This window comes from Ruminococcus sp. MSJ-25 (assembly GCF_018917825.1).
Lineage (GTDB): Bacteria > Bacillota > Clostridia > Oscillospirales > Ruminococcaceae > Hominimerdicola > Hominimerdicola aceti.
The window spans coordinates 216191-236450 of the sequence record NZ_JAHLPI010000017.1 but is presented as its reverse complement, the minus strand read 5'-3'; the positions used below and the strand labels follow the sequence as shown (position 1 = coordinate 236450).

At 44.0% G+C, this 20260-nt stretch carries 19 protein-coding genes; 10 read left to right on the top strand and 9 right to left on the bottom strand.

The annotated features are described in order from the left end of the window. Window positions 1-120: 120 nt before the first annotated feature. The gene (locus tag KQH97_RS08115; RefSeq protein ID WP_216553742.1) at window positions 121-3048 is read right to left on the bottom strand and encodes an ABC transporter ATP-binding protein/permease; all 2928 of its coding nucleotides are present in this window, start codon (window positions 3046-3048) and stop codon (window positions 121-123) included. A 1414-nt stretch (window positions 3049-4462) separates the two neighbouring features. Between KQH97_RS08115 and KQH97_RS08110 the strand changes: the two genes are divergently transcribed. Together KQH97_RS08110 and KQH97_RS08105 are read left to right on the top strand one after the other, a co-directional pair. Continuing rightward, window positions 4463-5140: a response regulator transcription factor gene (locus KQH97_RS08110; RefSeq protein WP_117859183.1), complete on the top strand. Its 678-nt coding sequence runs from the start codon at window positions 4463-4465 to the stop codon at window positions 5138-5140. A 4-nt stretch (window positions 5141-5144) separates the two neighbouring features. Continuing rightward, a complete protein-coding gene (locus KQH97_RS08105) occupies window positions 5145-6215 on the top strand; it encodes a HAMP domain-containing sensor histidine kinase (protein ID WP_216553741.1) in 1071 nt (356 codons plus the stop codon). Between the two features lie 49 nt (window positions 6216-6264). Here KQH97_RS08105 and fic read toward each other — a convergent pair whose 3' ends face one another. The 7 genes from fic to purB form a co-directional block, all read right to left on the bottom strand. After that, window positions 6265-6873: a protein adenylyltransferase Fic gene (gene fic / locus KQH97_RS08100; protein ID WP_216553740.1), complete on the bottom strand. Its 609-nt coding sequence runs from the start codon at window positions 6871-6873 to the stop codon at window positions 6265-6267. Window positions 6874-6897: 24 nt separating this feature from the next. Next, a complete protein-coding gene (locus KQH97_RS08095) occupies window positions 6898-8163 on the bottom strand; it encodes an O-acetylhomoserine aminocarboxypropyltransferase/cysteine synthase family protein (RefSeq protein ID WP_216553739.1) in 1266 nt (421 codons plus the stop codon). A gap of 116 nt (window positions 8164-8279) precedes the next feature. After that, on the bottom strand, window positions 8280-9365 hold the full coding sequence (locus tag KQH97_RS08090; RefSeq protein ID WP_216553738.1) for a hypothetical protein: 1086 nt from the start codon (window positions 9363-9365) through the stop codon (window positions 8280-8282). 36 nt (window positions 9366-9401) lie between these two features. Next, window positions 9402-10019 carry a hypothetical protein gene (locus KQH97_RS08085; protein WP_117863853.1) on the bottom strand — a complete coding sequence of 206 codons (618 nt, stop codon included), beginning with the start codon at window positions 10017-10019 and terminating at the stop codon, window positions 9402-9404. Further along, window positions 10009-10413 carry a DUF2085 domain-containing protein gene (locus tag KQH97_RS08080; protein ID WP_253286399.1) on the bottom strand — a complete coding sequence of 135 codons (405 nt, stop codon included), beginning with the start codon at window positions 10411-10413 and terminating at the stop codon, window positions 10009-10011. Before KQH97_RS08080 ends, KQH97_RS08085 begins: the two co-directional genes overlap by 11 nt. 1 nt (window position 10414) lies before the next feature. After that, complete coding sequence (locus KQH97_RS08075) at window positions 10415-10645, bottom strand: hypothetical protein (RefSeq protein ID WP_022288729.1); 231 nt, start codon at window positions 10643-10645, stop codon at window positions 10415-10417. 105 nt (window positions 10646-10750) lie between these two features. Continuing rightward, window positions 10751-12187: an adenylosuccinate lyase gene (gene purB / locus KQH97_RS08070; protein ID WP_022288730.1), complete on the bottom strand. Its 1437-nt coding sequence runs from the start codon at window positions 12185-12187 to the stop codon at window positions 10751-10753. A 291-nt stretch (window positions 12188-12478) separates the two neighbouring features. Between purB and rplU the strand changes: the two genes are divergently transcribed. The 8 genes from rplU to KQH97_RS08030 all read left to right on the top strand — a co-directional run bounded on the left by rplU (window position 12479) and on the right by KQH97_RS08030 (window position 18322). Beyond that, window positions 12479-12790: a 50S ribosomal protein L21 gene (gene rplU / locus KQH97_RS08065; protein WP_022288731.1), complete on the top strand. Its 312-nt coding sequence runs from the start codon at window positions 12479-12481 to the stop codon at window positions 12788-12790. Continuing rightward, window positions 12790-13110: a ribosomal-processing cysteine protease Prp gene (locus KQH97_RS08060; RefSeq protein WP_022288732.1), complete on the top strand. Its 321-nt coding sequence runs from the start codon at window positions 12790-12792 to the stop codon at window positions 13108-13110. The genes rplU and KQH97_RS08060 overlap by 1 nt, the downstream gene beginning before the upstream one ends. A gap of 35 nt (window positions 13111-13145) precedes the next feature. Further along, a complete protein-coding gene (rpmA, locus tag KQH97_RS08055; RefSeq protein ID WP_022288733.1) occupies window positions 13146-13427 on the top strand; it encodes a 50S ribosomal protein L27 in 282 nt (93 codons plus the stop codon). A gap of 97 nt (window positions 13428-13524) precedes the next feature. Next, a complete protein-coding gene (gene obgE / locus KQH97_RS08050) occupies window positions 13525-14802 on the top strand; it encodes a GTPase ObgE (RefSeq protein WP_216553737.1) in 1278 nt (425 codons plus the stop codon). A gap of 29 nt (window positions 14803-14831) precedes the next feature. Next, window positions 14832-15221, top strand: a complete 390-nt coding sequence (locus KQH97_RS08045; RefSeq protein ID WP_046441827.1) for a Mini-ribonuclease 3 — start codon at window positions 14832-14834, stop codon at window positions 15219-15221. A 23-nt stretch (window positions 15222-15244) separates the two neighbouring features. Then, window positions 15245-15988, top strand: a complete 744-nt coding sequence (locus tag KQH97_RS08040) for a YebC/PmpR family DNA-binding transcriptional regulator (RefSeq protein WP_038672277.1) — start codon at window positions 15245-15247, stop codon at window positions 15986-15988. Window positions 15989-16223: 235 nt separating this feature from the next. Continuing rightward, complete coding sequence (locus KQH97_RS08035; RefSeq protein WP_216553736.1) at window positions 16224-16757, top strand: type III toxin-antitoxin system ToxN/AbiQ family toxin; 534 nt, start codon at window positions 16224-16226, stop codon at window positions 16755-16757. A 254-nt stretch (window positions 16758-17011) separates the two neighbouring features. Next, the gene (locus tag KQH97_RS08030; RefSeq protein WP_195518305.1) at window positions 17012-18322 is read left to right on the top strand and encodes a WG repeat-containing protein; all 1311 of its coding nucleotides are present in this window, start codon (window positions 17012-17014) and stop codon (window positions 18320-18322) included. 359 nt (window positions 18323-18681) lie between these two features. On the opposite strand, the gene KQH97_RS08900 is transcribed toward KQH97_RS08030, so the two are convergent. Further along, a complete protein-coding gene (locus tag KQH97_RS08900; RefSeq protein WP_216553735.1) occupies window positions 18682-20118 on the bottom strand; it encodes an LCP family protein in 1437 nt (478 codons plus the stop codon). Between the last annotated feature and the right edge of the window lie 142 nt (window positions 20119-20260).

Sequence of the window (20260 nt, the reverse complement as noted above, 5' to 3'; positions counted from 1 at the left end):
CATAATGAGAGCCATAAGACAAAAACCTGTTACGATACAACTCATTGCGCCCATGATGTTGTCAATTTTTTCTGCTGTAAGCTTTTTCATAGTGATTACCTCCTTGGGATCTAAAATAAACTATTCTGTTCTCAGTGCGATAACAGGGTCTTTCTTTGCCGCCACTCTTGACGGGAACAGACCTGCGATAAGCGTCAGGCAAACGCTTATTGCAATGAGTATAACTGCCGCACTGACAGGTATTGAAGCTCTTATCGGCACATCTGTAAGATGTGCGATTATCATGTTTATCGGTATTGTGAGCAGATAGGAGATAATTATTCCCAATGCACCTGCCACAAATCCCACGATAACTGTTTCGGCATTGAACACTCTTGATATATCCCTCTTTGAAGCACCGATACTTCTCAGAATACCTATCTCCTTTGTTCTTTCCAAAACTGAAATGTAGGTTATAATGCCTATCATGATAGATGATACGACAAGTGAAATCGCAACAAATGCGATAAGAACATAGCTGATAGCGTTTATTATAGAGGTGATAGAACTCATCATAAGACCCACATAGTCAGTGTATTCTATCTTGTCCTCTTCGCCGACACTGTCGTTGTAATCGTCGATAATATCTATTATCTTTTCCTTTGAAGCAAAGTCCACAGGATAGATATTTATGCTGTCAGGGTCTTCAACAACTGAATAACCAAGAGTTTTCATGTTGTTGTCATAGTTTGAAGTAGAATATTTTCCGCTGTTTGCAAGCTGATCCGCATTTGTGTCGGACTGTTCTTTGAGCATTTGCTTCATAAGCTCCATTTGCTCGTCAGAAAGTGAAGCTATATACTTCTTCTGAGTTTCGGTAAGCGATGACATATCACCGCCCTGAATTGCTGACATATCCATTGAACCCATGGCATTCATGCCCATATCTGCAAGCTCGCCTGTATCGGAAGCACCGCTCTGCTCCATAAGAGCCTTATACTGCTCCTCGGTCATTCCCTCAGGTATCTCCATAGAGCTGTCGCCTGCAACCAAACCAGCCCTCTTATCTGTGTCGGAGCTGTCTGCTGTTTTGTCAGCCTTGCTTTCTGTATCGGCTGTGCTGTCGGAAACGGTTTCTGAACTGCTGTCTGTATCTGCCGCATTCTCGTCCGTTTTGAACTTAAGTCCTGAGAAAACATCTATGTCAGGATTTGCTATCTGCTCTTTTACTATCTCACTGTTATCTACTTCGTCGATAAGATATGTCATAAGGTCATGACGATAGCCTATGGCACCGCTTATGGAAGCAGAGGAAGCGTCCTCGTCAGGTCGCAGGATACCAACTACGCTTATTTCGGTGCCGTTTGCAACAGCCTTTTTCATGTAGCTCTCATCGCCTGTCATATCTTCCCACACACCGTCTTTTTTCTTATAGAAATCAGGTGTAGGAACGACCTTGAATTTCAGGTCAAGAAGCTCATCGTAGGTGTAAACGTGCTGTTCGCTGTCAACGGATATATCCTCTCCTGCCATGGCACGTCTTACTATGCCGTTAAGTGAGCTTGGGTCGAGAAGTCCGAGAGAATAAAGCACATAGTCGTTTATCTCGTTGTTTTTGTCAACTACAAGCACAACTTCGTTATACTTTTCAGGCAAACGTCCTGCGATAACGTCATACTGCTTGTCGATAAGCTCCTCATTATCTATCATTTCGCTCCATACGTCAGTACCCATGCCCATCATGCCACCCATTGAGCCACTCATGGACATTGCTTCCATCTGAGTTGAGGACATATATCCCATATCTTCAAGAAGCGTTGACGGATTGACCTGCATTACACCGCTGTCGCTCTCCGTAAAAACGTTAAGTGTAGTGGCGTATGTGTACTGAACGTCGCTTGTAAGGTCTTTCAGGTCGCTGTTATCGTCAAGATATTTCTTGAACTTCTCCAGATTGTTGACCTTTGTTTCTTCCATGAGAGTGTTTATCATCTCACCCATGGCATTCTGAGAATAGACCTTGTCTTTATCGTGGTTTGCTGAATCCTCATGGTTTTTCGCCATGGTGTTCATTATCTCGCCTATACTTGCGGTGGTCTTTGTTATCTGAAGCGGATAGCTTGAAAGTGTATCAGACTGCACCTGATCTATATAAAGCTGAACGCCGTTTGAGATAGAAAGAATAAGTGCGATACCGATTATACCAATAGAGCCTGCAAAAGAGGTAAGAAGCGTTCTTGCCTTTTTTGTCATAAGATTGTTTCGGCTCAAAGACAGTGCAGTAAGGAAGCTCATGGAAGTTTTAAGCTTTTTGCGCTCTTTCTTCGCCGCCTTTTTGTCAGCCTTAGTAGGCTCTTTTTCAGGCTTTTTGATAGGCTCCACAACATTCTTGTCAAGAGGGTCGGAATCGTCTATGACCTTTCCGTCAAGAAGTTTGATTATTCTTGAAGAATATTTCATTGCAAGCTCAGGATTGTGCGTTACCATTATAATAAGCTTGTCCTTTGAAATGCTCTTCAAAAGCTCCATTATCTGCACGCTTGTTTCAGTATCAAGCGCACCTGTAGGCTCGTCTGCAAGCAGAATGTCAGGCTCATTCACAAGTGCTCTTGCAATGGCAACTCTCTGCATCTGACCGCCTGACATCTGATTAGGCTTTTTGTGGAGCTGGTCGCCAAGACCCACCTGCTCGAGAGCCTTGACGGCTCTTTCACGTCTTTCTGACTTTGAAACACCTGAGAGGGTCAAAGCAAGCTCAACGTTTGAAAGCACTGTCTGGTGCGGTATAAGGTTATAGCTCTGGAACACGAAGCCTATGGAATGGTTTCTGTAGGAATCCCAGTCGCAATCCTTGAAATCCTTGGTAGATTTGCAGTTAATGTTAAGGTCACCGCTGGTATATCTGTCAAGACCGCCGATAATGTTCAAAAGAGTGGTTTTACCGCAGCCTGACGGGCCGAGGATAGAAACGAACTCATTCTCACGAAAATCAATGCTGACGCCTTTAAGGGCAGAAACGGTGGAATCACCAACGACATAATCTTTTTTTATGTCCTTTAAACTAAGCATATTTTTTCTCCTATTTTTGTTATTGTAAAGATATTATAATAGGGTTTTATAAACTCAGTTTAAACATAACACAGTTTTGGGTAAAAAATTTGTCGGAGAGGGGGGTTAAGTGAGGAGTGAGGAGTGAGGAATGAGCATAGCAGACCAAAGTTAATTACAAGCATAAAGTAAAAATTAAGCACCGAGCGAAGCGAGAGATAAAGCGCACGCTCAAGCCCGGCGCTAGAGGGCTTGTGGGGTCTAGGGGCAAAGCCCCTAGCGGAGTTTGAGGCAGAGCCTCATTCGGCGCAAGCCGACAAGGTGCAGATTGTAGTATCAAAAGCAGATAGAAATAGGATATCAGATGAAAGTGATATCGGAGTATAAAATCTGCACCGCCTTTCTAGCCCTAAGCGCAATGTAGATACGCAAAGAGCGGAGCGATTTTGCGGAGGTAGGACTTGCCCAAATAACTGTAGGGGCGAACAGCGTTCGCCCGTGTTCAGAATTTGTTATAATTTCAGAATTGTAGGGGCTTGGCGAAATTTCTGCTTTGCAGAAATCCGACGCCCCGACCCACTCGCACGTCTTTGTACATCTGCATGACTTTATGGTAAATTCAAACCTCGTCACTTCAAACGGGCTGTCGCATTTCTGTGAGCTTGCGAACAGAAATTTCGCCAAGCCCCTACAAGCGTGATAGGATAGTTTTTTGTTCTGTCCTACAATGGTTGTAATCGTGGACTTGTTTCTTCGACGGGCGAACGATGTTCGCCCCTACCATGCGTTGTGGGGTTATTAAGGTTTGTGGGATAAACAATAATGCGAAACGTCGAGGTGGGCGGGACGTCGGATTTCTGCAAAGCAGAAATTGCGCCGCTCCCCTACATGGTTTGTGAAAACATAAATGTTGTTGGGGATAACACACATTCTTGACGTATGTTGTACGGATAACGCAAGGTTTGTCGGGCGAACGCTGTTCGCCCCTACAGGTGCGTTGCCGTAAGATTGTGGGTTTAGCCGTTTCTATATTCAATTTTCAAGTTGCGTTCGGGGTGCGGCATTGGGTATTATGCCCTTGGTTGCGTATACACAAAATATCAAACGCACACCCACGCTTTGACACAAGTACTCTACAGCCTGTTCCAGAAACGCACCTCGGTTTCACTAAGTCGCAGGACTTGTACGTGCCCGCAAGTATCAAAACGCTTTCTACTTATACACGAAAAGCACCCCTTTTGTTGCATAAAAAATGCAACAATTGCAGAAATGTTGCCAAATTAAAATATAAATCATTTGTTTGCACAAGGCAATACCCCTGAAATTGTGCAGGATCAACATGAAATTTTGAACTAAATGTGTCTTGACATCGTTAATATCACGTTAATAAAACGGTGATATAATAAAAAAATGCAAAGTGAACGGAGGGGTAAAAATGTTTCACATACTTGTGGTGGAGGACGATACTAACACTCGCAAACTGACCTGTGATGTGCTTAGCGACAACGGCTACACACCTATCGAGGCTCGTGACGGTATAGAGGCTCTCGAAATAATGGACGAAAAACATGTTGACCTTATTATAATGGACGTTATGATGCCTCGTATGGACGGTTTGGAGCTTTGCGAAACTATCCGCAAGGCTGGGTTTCAGACGCCTATATTAATGGTGACGGCTAAGGAAACGGCTTTTGACAAAAAGCAGGGCTTTATAAAAGGTACGGACGATTACATGGTAAAGCCTGTGGACGAGGAGGAAATGCTTCTGCGTATTCAGGCACTTTTGCGACGTTCACAGATAGTGAGCGACCACAAGATAACTGTGGGCGACACCACTCTCGACTATGACGCACTGACTATCAAGACCCCTGAGGGCATAAGAGAGCTTCCACCGAAAGAGTTCATGCTTCTTTACAAGCTTCTTTCCTATCCCGACAAGATATTCACCCGCCGTCAGCTCATGGACGAGCTTTGGGATATGACCTCAGACACTGACGAGCGCACTGTGGACGTACACATAAACCGCATAAGAGAGCATTTGAAGAATAACCACGATTTTGAGATAATGACAGTGAGAGGGCTTGGCTACAAGGCGGTCAAGCTGAAAGGATAGACTCATGAAAAAACATCTTATCTCTGCTCTTCGCTCAGAGCGCAGGCGAAATTACACCATGAACGCCAGCATAGTTTCGGCGGTATTTATGATAATGATATGGGCAGGGCTTCTTACGGGATTTATAATGATAGGCATAAAAAGATGCCTGCATTTTCTATCCCCTTTGCAAATGCCTTTAGTTTTCCTTATTGTAGGACTTGTGGTATCTGTAATAATCGGCACTTGCATTTCTGCCGCTGTAGCAAGCAAGATAGTAGGTCCTGTGCGTGAGGTAAAAAAGGCAATGCACAGGGTAGAAAAGGGAGATTTCTCTCAAAGGTTAGAGGTAACGGGCTTTAACGGCGAGATAGACGAGCTTATAGAAAGCTACAACAAAATGGCGCAGGAGCTTGGAGGCATCGAGATGTTCAGGGAGAATTTTATCAACAGCTTCTCCCACGAGTTCAAAACGCCTATCGTTTCTATCCAGGGCTTTGCGAAACAGCTAAAAAAAGAAAATCTGTCAGAAGAAAAAAAGCAGGAATACATTGACATTATCATCAGCGAATCAAAGCGTTTGACCAATCTTTCATCGAACATTCTTATGCTTTCAAAGCTTGAAAATCAGCAGATCATCACTGACAAGACAAGCTTTTCCCTTGACGAGCAGATAAGAAACTGCATACTTCTTCTGGAAAAGCAATGGACGGCTAAGGACATAAGCTTTGACATTGATATGCAGGAGATACAATACACCACCAATGCGGAAATGCTTTCGCAGGTGTGGGTGAACATAATAGGCAACGCCATAAAATTCTCCCCAGAGGGAAGCTCTATCAGAGTAAAGCTTTTTGAAGAGGGTGATGTGATAACGGCTGAGATAACTGACCGTGGCATCGGAATGGATCAGCAGACCATATCACACATTTTCGAGCGTTTTTATCAAGGGGACAGGGCGCACGCTTCAGAGGGAAACGGACTTGGTTTGCCACTTGTTAAGCGTATCGTGGAGCTGTGCAACGGCAATATCCGTGTAGAATCACAATACGGAAAGGGTACAAATTTTATTGTTACGCTCCCTGAGAATGGATAGGCACATAAAAAGGACGGGTGTTTCGTTGGAAACATCCGTCCTTGATTTTTTATCTCAGGTCGTCAATGCTGTAGCTGTTATAGCCCTCGTAATAATAGCTTTGGTCTATGCCCTTCATAAACAGCTCTCGGTCATTTATATCCGCTGTGAGAGCGTTTTTAAGCAGGTGCTTTATTTCGATATCACGAATGGGGCTTCGCTCCATGGCAAGGAGATAATCCTCCTTGTCTATCCTGCTCCAATCTACCGCCATAGAAAGCTCTTTTCTGAACATCATATCCAGCCATATGCGCATTGACCTGCCATTGCCCTCTCTGAACGGGTGGGCGATATTCATTTCAACATACTTTTCAACTATGCTGTCAAAGTCGCTTTGTGGCATTTTTTCGATATTTTCAAGGGAGCTTTCAAGATACATAACAGGGGCAAATCGAAACCCGCCTTTGGCAATATTCACAGTTCTTATTTTCCCTGCGAAATCATAGATATCCTCAAAAAGATATTTGTGTATCTCTGCAAGAGCTTGAAAACTGCCTGCTTTCTGCTTATCCAAAATGCCATATTCAAACAGCTTAACAGCCTTTTCCTTGCTTAGCTTTTCTTCTGTTCTGGCAAGGGTCGCAGAGTCGGTTATACCAAGTTTGTTTTCCAAAGCCATAAGCTGTTCTCCTTTCGGTGGATTTTAGATAGCCGCAAAGCCCTGCTTCAGATCGTCTATGATATCCTCAACATTTTCAAGACCTACGGAAAGTCTTATCATTCCGCCGTTTATGCCTGCGGCAACAAGCTGTTCGTCTGAAAGCTGTCTGTGTGTTGCGGAGGCTGGGTGGAGGATACAAGTACGGATATCGGCAACGTGAACTTCGTTGGAAGCAAGCTTAAGGCTGTCCATGAACTTTGCCGCTGTATCTCTTCCGCCCTTGATAACGAACGAGATAACGCCTGCTGTGCCAAGAGGGAGATACTTTTCAGCAAGCTTATGGTACTTATCGCTTTCAAGTCCGGGATATGCAACGGACTCTACCTTGTCACTGTTCTCAAGGAACTTTGCCACCGTTATAGCATTCTCGCAATACTGCTTCATTCTTACAGGGAGAGTTTCAAGTCCCAGATTGAGCAGGAACGAGGAATTTGCAGCAGGATAGCAGCCGAAATCTCTCATAAGCTGCATTCTTGCTTTTACGATATAAGGTGCGAATGAATATTTTTCAGTGTAGATAGTGCCGTGATAGCTTTCGTCAGGCTCGGTCATGCAAGGGAACTTTCCGCCCGTCCAATCGAACTTGCCGCTGTCAACGATAACGCCGCCAACCTGAACTGCGTGGCCGTCCATATACTTTGATGTAGAATGGATAACGATATCTGCGCCCCACTCGATAGGTCTGCAAAGGTATGGAGTAGCGAAAGTATTATCAACGATAAGAGGAACGCCATTCTTATGGGCGATATTTGCAAAACGCTCGATATCGAAAACTGTCAGCGCAGGGTTTGCGATAGTTTCACCGAAAACAAGCTTTGTATTATCCTTGAATGCCGCCTGTATCTCATCATCTGTAGCGTCGGGGTCAACATAGATACACTCTATGCCAAGTCTTTTCATTGTTATGCTGAAAAGGTTTATGGTGCCGCCATAGATAGAAGTGGAAGCTATAAAGCTGTCCCCTGCCTGACAGATGTTCAGGATAGAGCAAAGTGTGGCAGCCTGTCCGCTTGATGTACACATTGCGGCTGCACCGCCCTCGAGAGCGGCTATCTTCTTTTCAACCGCGTCTGTGGTAGGGTTTTCAAAGCGTGAGTAGATAAGGCTCTTGGTAGGGTCATCAAAGACCTCGGCTATCTCTCTTGAGGAGTCATAGACATAGGTTGTACTTTGTACGATAGGCACTACTCTCGGCTCTCCGTTTTTAGGCGTATAGCCCTCGTGTAAACATTGTGTTTCGATCTTCAATCAAATCAAATCCTTTCAATGCGGTGATACCGCTAAATTTTTACCAATATAAAAAGCTTTTCAAAAAGCGTTTAAAACAGCAGTCCCCTCAGACCGCCCAAACATTATAAATGCGTTTATTCTGCATAGCGAAAACTCATAGCTGAATCGAAAATATCTTCTCCCATTGAAACATACTTTAGTGGTATCACCACATTATATTGTATATATTCACTGTCAGAAAACTCATATATGCCCTGAACGTTCACACTTTGATCCTCACCCAGAGCCGCAATAACACAGCCACGCTTGCCATTGCCAAGGTCAAGTCCCCGATAATCAAGCCAAACATTATCATCAGAGCTGATATCAGCCGACTTTGCATACATATCTAGCATATCATCGACCGTGATCTTGTCAAGCCGCTGATAATAAGACAATGACAGATTTAACCCGTCATATTTTTCGTCCACTTTGCCGTCAATAAGATTTGCATAGACAATCTTCACATCTCTCGTGCCGTCAAAATCATCTGTGGTTATCTCATGCTTTTCCAACTTTGCGGCAGAAAATCCACCTATCTCAGGCAACTCTAAAGCGGCAGAAAAATCCGAAAGTTCTATGGTCAAACCGTTTTCAATATCATAACGGTCTGTATCCACCGACCCTCCGTTAAACATATCATAAACATAGCTGTCTATGACCATGTAAACGCCACCCATGGTGATATTCGCAGAAATGCCATTTTCGTCAACGAAACTTTCAAGTTTCGTGAACGTGCTATCCTCGTCAAACTGCATTATAACTGCACTGGCTTTCTGCTCGTCGCTTATTTTGTCGCTAAACTCAAAACGAATGACCCCACCCCCGAAATCAGCGTCAGTATACTTGACAGGTATACTAAGGAGCGGCTCGTCAGAATTTATCATTGCGTTTATACCATAATAATCAGAAAGCATTGCCTCTGCACCAAAATTGCCCTCTACGGTGCATTTGGCTGTATATGGTATTTCGCTAAGGTCACAAACAAGCTCAGGGTCACGAATTATTTCCACCTGCGAACTGTCATCCACACTGTCGGGCGTATCTGACACCGCTTCCGCAGTAGTAGTATCTTTCGTTTCTGAAACGCTGTCTGCGGCTTCCTCAACAGGTCCGCAGGCGCAAAGTGACACTGATAGCAACGCCGCCAGCAATACGGCTGTTTTTCTGCTATTTTTCATATTAAGTTTCTCCCTATTTTTTTTATTTTGTTTACCTTACAAGTCCTTGAAGTCCACCCTTGCCCCTGTCAAGGCGCTTTCCATTATTATTCTTGCACACTCTGAAAGTGAAACTGCGCTTTTGCAGGTCATCATGGCTTTTTGTATGCAAAGTCCGAAAACTATGTGAAGCTCTCCCCTGCCTGCTGACTTCTGCGCTATAGGCAGAAGCGGTTGCCAAAGAAGCTTTATATAGCTTTGGACAGTTTCACCTGTGGTACAATTTCTTATTTTGCCAAAGCTTGCGCCCCCTGCGTTTGCCGCAGTGTAGCGGAGCATTTCCCCAACGTCCGTAAAAGGCTCATTATATTTTTGAAGCACTCCTGCGGTAAAAGACCACACTGAGTAGTTATTGCCCACAAGCTTTTCGTCAATGATATCGCCGTAGAAATACTTTCTGCCCGACTTATCAGTGAACACTGTGAAAACGTCCTCCTCTTGAACACCCTCTGTCATGAAAAGCTTTCTCACGTCCTGCTGGCAGGAATAGCCTGCAAGAGAGCCTATACAGCACAAAAGGGATTGCGGGTGGACATAGCCCTCGGGACTTCTCATGGCTCTGAGAAGTCTGTCGAATATTTCAAAGGCACTGCTTTTATATTGTTCAAGTTCCATTTTTATCACCGTTTCTCACGTTTTCTCCCCTTTTTATCTTTTTTATCACAAATCTGATGATATTAACATAAATCACCGCAAGCCCAAAGCCTCCAAGCAGACCTGTTACCAGCCGACGTTTATTGGTGGACTTTTTCACCCCTGAATACTGCAATGACCAATCCAACATGGTAGTTTCACAGCAGAGTACGGCCATGAGGGTGGATATGTTTTTCTTTATGGCTATCGGAAAGCCTACAAGCTGTCCTGCAAGCACGCCTGTACATCTTGCACACACCGGAAACTGCCAGCCGTGAAAAAAGAAGCTTCTGTCGGGGCGTTGGTGACAGCCTGCCGACGCACCAAGCTTCATAAGATAAAGCCACAGTGCATATGGGTCTTTTCTCATTCTCATGCTATGCTCTGAACTTATAATCGCAATCAGGACAGACCCAATAGGAGCGTGTTTTTGACTTGCTTTCCATGCCGCAAAGTCCGCAGATAAGCCCTGGCAGTCCGAACAGTATATAGCCGCAGCAGCCTTTTCCAAAGCCGTATTTGCCGCTTCTGTAGTCTGTTTCGCTTATAAGCTGACAGTTCCTGCCGCCACATTTTGGACAGCGTTTGCCTGTACAAAAATCTGCCATGGTGTTTTCCGCCTTTCTTTTGTGTGGTGTTTATCAGATAAAATTCAGGGGCTTGACGATCTGAAAAGACCTATCAGCCCGCTGAAAAATTCTTATCCTTTGATATTATACGTTTATTTCTGCAACGTCGTCAGATACGCCGTTTGCTTCGACAACAGGCTTTACGCAATTTTCGATAAACTCGTCCACCTGCTGTGGGCATCTGCCGATAAAGTTTTCAGGCTTCATTATCTTATCCATTTCTTCCTTTGTTATCATAAACATAGGGTCGTTGAGGATAAGCTCGCAGAGGTTATTGTCAAGTCCCTCTTTCTTTACTCTTGCGCCTGCTACCATTGAATATTCTCTTATTCTTTCGTGAAGTTCCTGTCTGTTTCCGCCCTTTTCTACAGCGTCCATCATAATGTTCTCGGTGGCCATGAAAGGAAGCTCTGCCATAACTCTTCTTCTGATGATCTTGTCATATACTACCAAGCCGTTGTCAGGATCTGTAACATTGAGCATGATATTGAGTATAGCGTCAACGCCGAGAAAGGCTTCGGCAACGGAAATTCTCTTGTTTGCAGAGTCGTCGAGAGTTCTCTCAAACCACTGTGTACCTGCTGTGAATGCAGGGTTGAGAACGTCGCAGATAACGTATCTTGCAAGTGATGTTATTCTCTCATCTCTCATTGGATTTCTCTTATATGCCATGGCAGAAGAGCCTATCTGATTTTTCTCGAACGGCTCTTCGATCTCCTTGAATGACTGCAAAATTCTTATGTCATTAGAGAACTTCATAGCAGACTGAGCGATACCGGCAAGAACTGAGCATACCTGATAGTCCATTTTTCTTGAATAGGTCTGACCTGAAACCGGAACAACAGCGTCAAAGCCCATTTCCTCAGCTATCATCTTTTCAAGCTCTTTTACCTTATCAGTATCACCGTGGAAAAGCTCCATAAATGAAGCCTGAGTGCCTGTAGTTCCCTTCGAGCCGAGGAGCTTGAGGTTAGCAAGTCTGAAATCCAGATCTTCAAGATCCATAAGAAGCTCGTTGCACCAAAGAGTAGCTCTTTTGCCCACTGTTGTGAGCTGTGCAGGCTGGAGGTGAGTATAAGCAAGGCAAGGCATAGCCTTATACTTATCGGCAAACTTTGCAAGCTGGTCGATAACCTTGACAAGCTTTCTCTTTACGACCTTAAGTGCATCTCTCATGATGATAACGTCTGTGTTATCGCCTACATAGCATGAAGTTGCGCCAAGGTGAATGATACCTGCTGCCTTTGGACAAACAAGTCCATAAGCATAAACGTGTGACATAACGTCATGACGAACAAGCTTTTCACGCTCAGCGGCAGCGGCATAATCTATATTATCAATGTTAGCTTCAAGCTCGTCTACCTGCTCCTGAGTAACATTAAGACCGAGCTTCATTTCAGCACGGGCAAGGGCTACCCACAGCTTTCTCCAAGTAGTAAATTTCTTGTCGGCAGAGAAAATATACTGCATTTCCTTGCTTGCATATCTGGTACAAAACGGGCTTTCATAAGAATTTGTCATTGTTCTTCGACCTCTTTCGTAATATTATATAATGTATACAAATTTATTATAGCATATTTTTTGCGGGTTTACAATAGGTTTAAGGAGAAATGTTTACAGTGGGACAACAATGGATAGGAAAGGAGTTTTTAAAAGTTAAATTTCTGTAAATTTTCAAGCAGAAACAGAGCTGTGCTTGACTTTTGGGGGCGGATATGTTATGATATTAAAGCCGCATATTCACGGTCATAAGTGTTTGTATTTGCAGACCACCGTGCGTAGCGAGTTTATTTAAAGGTAGGTGCATTCGTAATGTACGCAGTAATTGAAACAGGCGGAAAGCAGTATCAGGTTAAGCCTGGTGATGAGGTTTTCGTAGAAAAGCTGGACGTAAACGCTGAGGACGCTGTTACTTTCGATAAGGTAATGGTAGTTGGCGCTGACGACGGTATCAAGGTTGGCGCTCCATATGTTGACGGCGCTTCCGTAACAGCTAAGGTCATCAAGAACGGCAAGTCCAAGAAGGTGACTGTATTCACTTACAAGCCAAAGAAGGGCGAAAAGACCAAGATCGGTCACAGACAGCCTTACACTAAGGTTATGATCGAAGCTATCAACGCATAATGATCTGTGCTGATTTTTTCAGAAATGAGCATGACAGACTTGTGGGATTTCGTATAACGGGTCACGCAGGTTACGCAGATTATGGCGAGGACGTATGCTGTGCAAGCGTATCGTCTGCTGTAATGTTGACGGCTAACACTGTCACTGAGGCTTTTAAGATAAAGGCTGATGTCGCAGTGGAAGAAAACGAAATAATATTAAGGCTTGAAAATGACAGCTCAGAGGAGGGGGACAAGCTGCTTTTAGGGCTTCTCACTCATTTATATTTTCTAGCTGAGGAATTTTCAGGCAGGATCAAAGTCACGGTCAGAGATAACTGATCGGACGGATTACATTTTATGGAGGTGTAATTTAGATGATTAAGATTTCAATGCAGTTTTTCGCTCATAAAAAGGGAATGGGTTCTACAAAGAACGGACGTGATTCTGAGTCAAAGAGACTTGGCGTAAAGAGAGCTGACGGTCAGTTCGTACTGGCTGGTAACATCCTCGTTCGTCAGAGAGGTACTCACATTCACCCAGGCGAGAACGTTAAGAAGGGTTCTGACGATACTCTGTTCGCAACAAGCGACGGTGTTGTAAGATTTGAAAGACTCGGTAGAGACCGCAAGAAGGTTTCGGTTTATCCCAAGGCTTAATTTTGTAACATATGACCCTGAGCCTTAGGCTTGGGGTCTTTTGTTGGTTAATGACAACTAAATTTACGCATAATATCATTTATAAGGAGGTTTGATCATGTTTGTCGATCAGGCGAAGATCTATATAAAAGCCGGTGACGGCGGTGACGGTGCAGTTTCATTCCACCGTGAGAAATACGTTGCGGCAGGCGGTCCGGACGGCGGTGACGGCGGTAAGGGCGGAGATATTGTTTTCGTTGTTGACGACAATATCTCAAACCTTATAGATTTCAGATATAAGAGAAAATATGTTGCCGAAAAGGGACAGAACGGCGGCGCCAAAAACTGCTCAGGCAGGAATGCTCCCGACCTTGTGGTGAAAGTTCCTAGAGGCACTGTTGTTAGAGAGATAAAAAGCGGCAGGATACTTGCCGACCTTTCTACCGACGAGCCTGCTGTTATCGCTCACGGAGGCAAGGGCGGACGTGGAAACGCTCATTTTGCCACTTCCACAAGGCAGATACCGAAGTTTGCAAAGCCGGGTTTCCGTGGTGACGAATATGAGGTCATGCTTGAACTCAAGCTTATTGCAGACGTAGGACTTGTGGGCTTCCCGAACGTGGGTAAATCCACACTTATCTCTGTTGTATCAGCGGCAAAGCCAAAGATAGCCAACTACCACTTCACTACCCTGACGCCTGTCCTTGGCGTTGTTAAGATAGAAGAGGGAAAATCTTTTGTTATGGCGGATATCCCGGGTCTTATCGAGGGTGCGAGCGAGGGCGTTGGTCTTGGTCATGAATTTCTCAGACACGTTGAAAGGTGCAGACTTATCGTTCACGTTATCGACGTTTCAGGCAGCGAGGGCAGAGATCCTATCGAGGATTTCAAGGCGATAAATCACGAGCTTGAAAACTTCTCAATGGAGCTTGCGGAAGCTCCGCAGATAGTTGCCGCAAACAAGAGCGATATGGCTACCCCTGAGCAGGTGGAAAGGCTGAGAAACTATGTTGAGGATCAGGGACTTCTTTTCTATAAGATCTCTGCCGCTACCACAAAGGGTACAAAAGAGCTTATGTATGGCGTATGGGAGCGACTTTCTGTTCTTCCGCCTGTTAAGCAGTTTGAAGCTCAGCCGCTCACTCAGGAGGAGCTTGACGATAAGCTCATCTCAAAGAAAGACTTCCGTGTTACTGTGGAGGACGGCGTTTATTTCGTGGAAGCAGACTGGCTTCTTGACATACTCAGGACGGCTAATATGGACGATTACTCTTCCCTCCAGTATTTCCAGAACGTACTCAGGACCAGCGGCATAATCGACAAGCTGGAAGAAATGGGTATCGAAGAGGGCGACACTGTTTCTATATTCGACTTTGAGTTTGAATATCTCAGATAGGAGGGAGCGTCACGGGAAAGCTTTCTGATATGGACGCTATGCAATACTCCCCTCTGGCACTGGCTTTTATCGGGGACGGCGTTTACGAGATAAGGGTAAGAGAAAAGCTTATCCTTGAAGCTAATATGCCTGCGGACAAGCTGCACAAGCTCACTGTTGAGAGGGTGTGTGCGGAATATCAGGCAAAGGCTGTTCGCAAGTGGCTTGACGAGGGGCTGCTTAACGAACAGGAAATGGATATTTTCAAAAGGGGCAGAAATGCAAAGGGCATAAATGCTCCGAAACATTCCACTGTGGGGGAATACCGCATGGCGACAGGTTTGGAATGTCTTTTCGGTTTTTTATATCTCACGGGGCGTGAGGAACGTATAGGTGAACTGTTCGAGGCAGCATGGTCTGTGGGCAGCATCAATGAATAATATTACATCAAGGAGTGAATCAAATGTCAGGTCATTCAAAATGGGAAAACATTAAAAGAAAAAAAGGTGCAACAGACGCTGCAAGAGCTAAGATATTTACAAAGATAGGCAGAGAGATCGCTGTTGTAGTTAAGCAGGGCGGTGCTGATCCTGCAGGTAACGCAAAGCTGAGAGATCTTATCGCAAAGGCTAAGTCAAACAACGTGCCTAACGATAATATCGATAGAATTATCAAAAAGGCAGCAGGCGACGGAGACAAGAACAGCTACGAGTCAATGGTATACGAGGGCTACGGTCCAAGCGGTGTTGCTGTTATCGTTGAGTGCCTTACAGACAACAAGAACAGAACAGCAGGCGATATCCGTCACTTCTTCGACAAGTTCGGCGGAAACATGGGTACATCAGGCTGTGTATCTTTCATGTTCTCTGACGTTGGTACTGTTGTTATGGAGAACAACGGTGCTGACGAGGACAAGATAATGGAGGATTGCTTTGAGGCAGGCGCTGACGATTTCAACGTTGATGACGATGTTATCGAGATATCATGCGACCCTAATCAGGTTTCTTCTGTAAGAGAAGCTCTTGAGGGAATGGGTTACAAGGTGCTTTCTGCTGAGGCTGAGAAAGTTCCTTCAAACTACACAACTATCGAAGACGAGGACGCTATCAAGAAGATGGGTCTGCTTCTCGAGCATCTTGAGGACGATGACGACGTTCAGAACGTTTACCACAACTGGGAGAATATGCCGGTTGAAGAGGAAGAATAATCAGGAAGATTTCTGACACTTTACTATTGACATTTACATATAATGTGGTATAATAGAATCAGAAAGATTTATTCTTTTAATAGGGGTTGCGAATCCGTCTAAAATCGCTTTAATAGAGGTCACAGAGCCTTTAAAAATACTGTTTTAATAGGGGTTGCGAATCCGTCTAAAATCGCTTTAATAGGTATTTAAAGGGTCAATTTGTTTTGACCCTTTATTTTTTGTATGGAGATGTATGAACGTGCAGAAGTGGAAAATAATAAACAAGGATTACCTTGACTATCTGAGAGAAAATTATGAGTCGAGGATACCAAGAACAGACTACGGAAATGATAAGCTGAAGCCGTTCTTTGGAGAGCTTATGCGTGTGGGTGACCTTGCATATGTGACGCAGGTATCTTCTGCAAAGCCAAGACACAATAAAATAAAGGCAAATATAGATTTTCAGAAAATAATACATAATGACGTGCTTATAGCTGTTGTAAATCTTAATTATATGTTCCCTGTGCCTGTGTCTGAAATGACAGACCTTGAATACGGAAAAATCGAGGAGTATGTTGATTTCAAAAATGATACTGCCAAAAGCAAATACATTGACCTTCTGAAAAGAGAAATGAAATATATCAAAGAACTTCCTCTTGAAAACAATGCACGCTCATTGTATGCTCTCAAATATGACAAGCCTGAACACGTAATATCAAAGCGTTGTTTTGATTTTAAAACATTGGAAAATGGTGCGCATAATTGGACAGAGAAGCTCATAAAATAATCATGCAGATATGGGGGACTGACGCTTGCAGGGTGGCAGTCCCTTTTAAGCTTTAAACGACGATTTTTCGGGGATTTTCGTGTTAAAATCGCTGAAAATCCTTGCAGCTTTGCGGTGCTGTTTGTAAGTTGTGCTATTGACATAAAAGGGGTTATAGTATATAATAATCGTATGTGTAGATATTGCCCTGAAAAGATAAAAAAATACAGATAATGGGTGATAAGGAAGAAGCAGAGAATGATAGGAGGAAACTTATGAACAAGATCTTTTGTTCTGCTCTGACAGCCGTTGTTGCAGGTGCTATGCTCACAGGCTGTGCCATGCCTTGGGAAAAGGGTGCTGATGACGACGTTGCCCCTGGTGGTTATTCCTATACGGCTGACTCAAATTCAGAACAGAAACAAGCTTATCGCTGGCTCATAGAGCCGACTATAAACGCCGATAATATCATTTCTTTTGACGGAAGTCAGGTCGATCCTAACAACGAAAAGAACACAGCTTATGCCAACTATTCTGTTATCAGACAGAATGGCAAATATGGCATTATAGACTACAGCGGAAACATGGTAGTGCCTGCAGAATATGACGATTACTACACCTGCTGGTGCGGAGAGGTCACGCTTTTCAATATTATAAATGAAAAGAATGACGAGTATGAGTATTGCAGTATCGACAGCTCAAATCAGGTAGTATACTATGCGGCGGAACATCATGACAGCTCACCGAAATATTACTGGAACAGCAATGAGGAAAAGATCTATGTAAAGGACGCTGACGAAGAACAGGGCGAAGAATACACCGGCAAAAAGGCTGTTGTGGTATGTGAAGCTGACGTGAAAAAGTCTGACAATGGTTTTTATGACATTTCTCCTGTGAGCGAACCGCTTTACGGGCTTGCTAAAAAGGACAAGCTTATACTTGATATGCAGTACACTGATTTCTATGCTCCTGCATACAAAGGCGCAGGACTTACCTGCATCGCCTTCGAGAACGACGAAGGCAAGTGGGGATATGTTGGTTCTGACGGCAAGACTATAATCGACTTTAAGTGCGACGGTGACATGAGTGCCTATTGCGGAAAGGTGATAGATGACGAGATGGCTGTTCATCCTTATCTTTTCACTGACGATTATCTGCCGGTATCCATAAATTCATCATATGGTTATTATGACATAGACGGCAACTGTATCGTAAAGCCAGGCGAGTTCGATCAGGCAAGACCTGCTCACAACGGCAAGGCATGGGTAATGAAGTCCGGAAAATGGGGCGTTATAGCATTCGGTGACGCACCTGTGGAGGAGGACTCATCAGAGGAAGAGACCACCACAACGACGACCACCACAAGCTACATCACCACGACCACAACTTCAACGACCACCAAAACAACTTCGGTTTCAACAGAAACGAAAAAAGCAACTGAAACTACTCCATCTTTGACACAGCCAAGTGAAACCACTGAGGTGTCAACGAACACGGAAACTGTTACAGAAACAGTAACGGAGCCTGTAACGGAAACTGATCCGCCTGCTCCTGAGCCTGAGCCTGAACCGACACCTGAACAATAATACAAATATAGAAAGCCCTCAGTCGTCAGGTATTTACTCAGGTCAATATGATTCATCACTTCACAAAATGTATATACTGGGTCAGTTGTTTCAATTAAAATTTCAATTTCTATTGAAATTTTAATTGATATGGTGTATAATATTCTTGTGGTTGGTTATTCATGATACTTTAATTATACCACAAAAAAAGACTGCTGTCTTGCTTTTTGGCAAGATCGCAGCCTTTTTTCTTGGGGACTTTTTTTTACAGCCCCTTTTTTGTATAAAAAAAATTATATTAAAAACGCACAAACCATGCAGGGGACGAGCCCCTATATTTTTGCACATAAAAAGCCCTGCCGAAGCAGAGCTTTTCTTTTTTACTGGTTATATATCTCTTTTCTGAGAAGTGCTTTGCAGGCTTCAAAATCCACTTCGAGAATTGATTGACCGTCAGATGATGTGCCATATGAATAGGAATCATCATCAGGTATTCTCATGGACTTTATCTCGTAATTCATGGAGAATATCGCCTTATAGGTAAGAGCAAAAAGCTGTGTCTGGGACATATTGGTTGTAAGATGTGACATTGACGCTTTTGCGAACTTGTCTATAGTCAGCGGATCTGAGCTTTTCGCCTTTTCGATTATCTTTGTGATAACTGTTCTCTGGCGTTCTGTTCGCTGGAAATCTGCGTTGCCAACATATCTAAGTCTTGCATAGGCAAGCGCCTGATTGCCGTTTACATGGAGCTTCTTTCCGCCCTTATCAAGATAGTCTGTACCCTTTTTATTGCCAAGAAGCTTGTTTTGCTCTGCCATTGGAGGCTTCATGCCCTCGGCCTCTTCGTCGGAAATGTCAAGCTCGATACCGCCAACTGCGTCAACGATATCAACGAATGACAGAAAGTCGATATAAACATAATCGTCAACGGCAATATCAAAATTATACTCTATGGTATCCATAAGAAGCTCTGCACCGCCGTAAACATACGCTGCATTGAGCTTTGACCATGTGTCTATATCATTTCCGTCAGCGTCAATTCCCTTGATATTCACATACATATCACGCATGAAAGAGGTCATTGTTATCTCTTTTGTGGTGCTGTTAATGGAGAGAAGTATCATAGAGTCTGTTCTGCCACGCTCGTCAGCGTTTCTTGTATCAGAGCCTATAAGCAGGATATTTCGTACATCAGAGCTGTTCATGGAAGCATCTGTGTTCGTTCGCTGACCTCTTTCCACCTTGTTCACCATGCCTATGTATCGCCATATAAGCACGTTCGCCAATATGAAAACCACCAAAAGTATGATGATAAGCACCTTGAAAAAGGTTTTTATAGGGTGTCTTTTTTTATTTTCCACTTTGTTTTTACCTTTTTTGTTCGTCTGACCGTTACGGCTTTTATTGTTTTTGCCAAATTGCAGGTCATTATTTCGTCTTTGGGCTGAGGTCTTTTTGCTTTTTGCTGACTTGCCTGAACCTCTCTGCTTGCTCTGTCCGTTCTGTGGACGTGACGTTTGTCTGCTCTGTGTCTGCCGTCTTGGAGTGCTTTCTCTGTATGAGCCTGCGTGATCTGATGATGAGCGGCTTCCCTGCCCGTATGGCTGAGCTGTACCCTGTGTATGATCATCAGGGTAGCCAGCGTCATAGTAATCGTCAAAGTCGTTCACGCCCTCGTCTATTTGCTGAACACGCTGTCCGCCTGCACCGCTTATGCGGTTGAACTCGTCAAGCTGTCGCTGATATTCCTGTTCGTAGTAGTCCTGAGGCTTATTATCGTTTGTGTAGTTTTGTTGTCTGTCTTTATTAGCCACCTGACTGCACCTCCGTTCATTTTTACAATACCAATATTATAGTACATATCAGGCTTATTGTCAATGACAGAAAAAAGGCGGAGCTTTTTCCAGCGTCCGCCTTTTTATTTTTACGTTGTTGTGGAGAAGCGGGCGAACACTG

Excerpts from the sequence above, each read along its gene's own strand:
- KQH97_RS08115 (WP_216553742.1), bottom strand. The coding sequence starts at position 3,048 with ATGCTTAGTTTAAAGGACATAAAAAAAGATTATGTCGTTGGTGATTCC.
- KQH97_RS08110 (WP_117859183.1), top strand. The coding sequence starts at position 4,463 with ATGTTTCACATACTTGTGGTGGAGGACGATACTAACACTCGCAAACTG.
- KQH97_RS08105 (WP_216553741.1), top strand. The coding sequence starts at position 5,145 with ATGAAAAAACATCTTATCTCTGCTCTTCGCTCAGAGCGCAGGCGAAAT.
- fic (WP_216553740.1), bottom strand. The coding sequence starts at position 6,873 with ATGGCTTTGGAAAACAAACTTGGTATAACCGACTCTGCGACCCTTGCC.
- KQH97_RS08090 (WP_216553738.1), bottom strand. The coding sequence starts at position 9,365 with ATGAAAAATAGCAGAAAAACAGCCGTATTGCTGGCGGCGTTGCTATCA.
- KQH97_RS08085 (WP_117863853.1), bottom strand. The coding sequence starts at position 10,019 with ATGGAACTTGAACAATATAAAAGCAGTGCCTTTGAAATATTCGACAGA.
- KQH97_RS08080 (WP_253286399.1), bottom strand. The coding sequence starts at position 10,413 with ATGAGAATGAGAAAAGACCCATATGCACTGTGGCTTTATCTTATGAAG.
- KQH97_RS08075 (WP_022288729.1), bottom strand. The coding sequence starts at position 10,645 with ATGGCAGATTTTTGTACAGGCAAACGCTGTCCAAAATGTGGCGGCAGG.
- purB (WP_022288730.1), bottom strand. The coding sequence starts at position 12,187 with ATGACAAATTCTTATGAAAGCCCGTTTTGTACCAGATATGCAAGCAAG.
- rplU (WP_022288731.1), top strand. The coding sequence starts at position 12,479 with ATGTACGCAGTAATTGAAACAGGCGGAAAGCAGTATCAGGTTAAGCCT.
- KQH97_RS08060 (WP_022288732.1), top strand. The coding sequence starts at position 12,790 with ATGATCTGTGCTGATTTTTTCAGAAATGAGCATGACAGACTTGTGGGA.
- rpmA (WP_022288733.1), top strand. The coding sequence starts at position 13,146 with ATGATTAAGATTTCAATGCAGTTTTTCGCTCATAAAAAGGGAATGGGT.
- obgE (WP_216553737.1), top strand. The coding sequence starts at position 13,525 with ATGTTTGTCGATCAGGCGAAGATCTATATAAAAGCCGGTGACGGCGGT.
- KQH97_RS08045 (WP_046441827.1), top strand. The coding sequence starts at position 14,832 with ATGGACGCTATGCAATACTCCCCTCTGGCACTGGCTTTTATCGGGGAC.
- KQH97_RS08040 (WP_038672277.1), top strand. The coding sequence starts at position 15,245 with ATGTCAGGTCATTCAAAATGGGAAAACATTAAAAGAAAAAAAGGTGCA.
- KQH97_RS08035 (WP_216553736.1), top strand. The coding sequence starts at position 16,224 with ATGAACGTGCAGAAGTGGAAAATAATAAACAAGGATTACCTTGACTAT.
- KQH97_RS08030 (WP_195518305.1), top strand. The coding sequence starts at position 17,012 with ATGAACAAGATCTTTTGTTCTGCTCTGACAGCCGTTGTTGCAGGTGCT.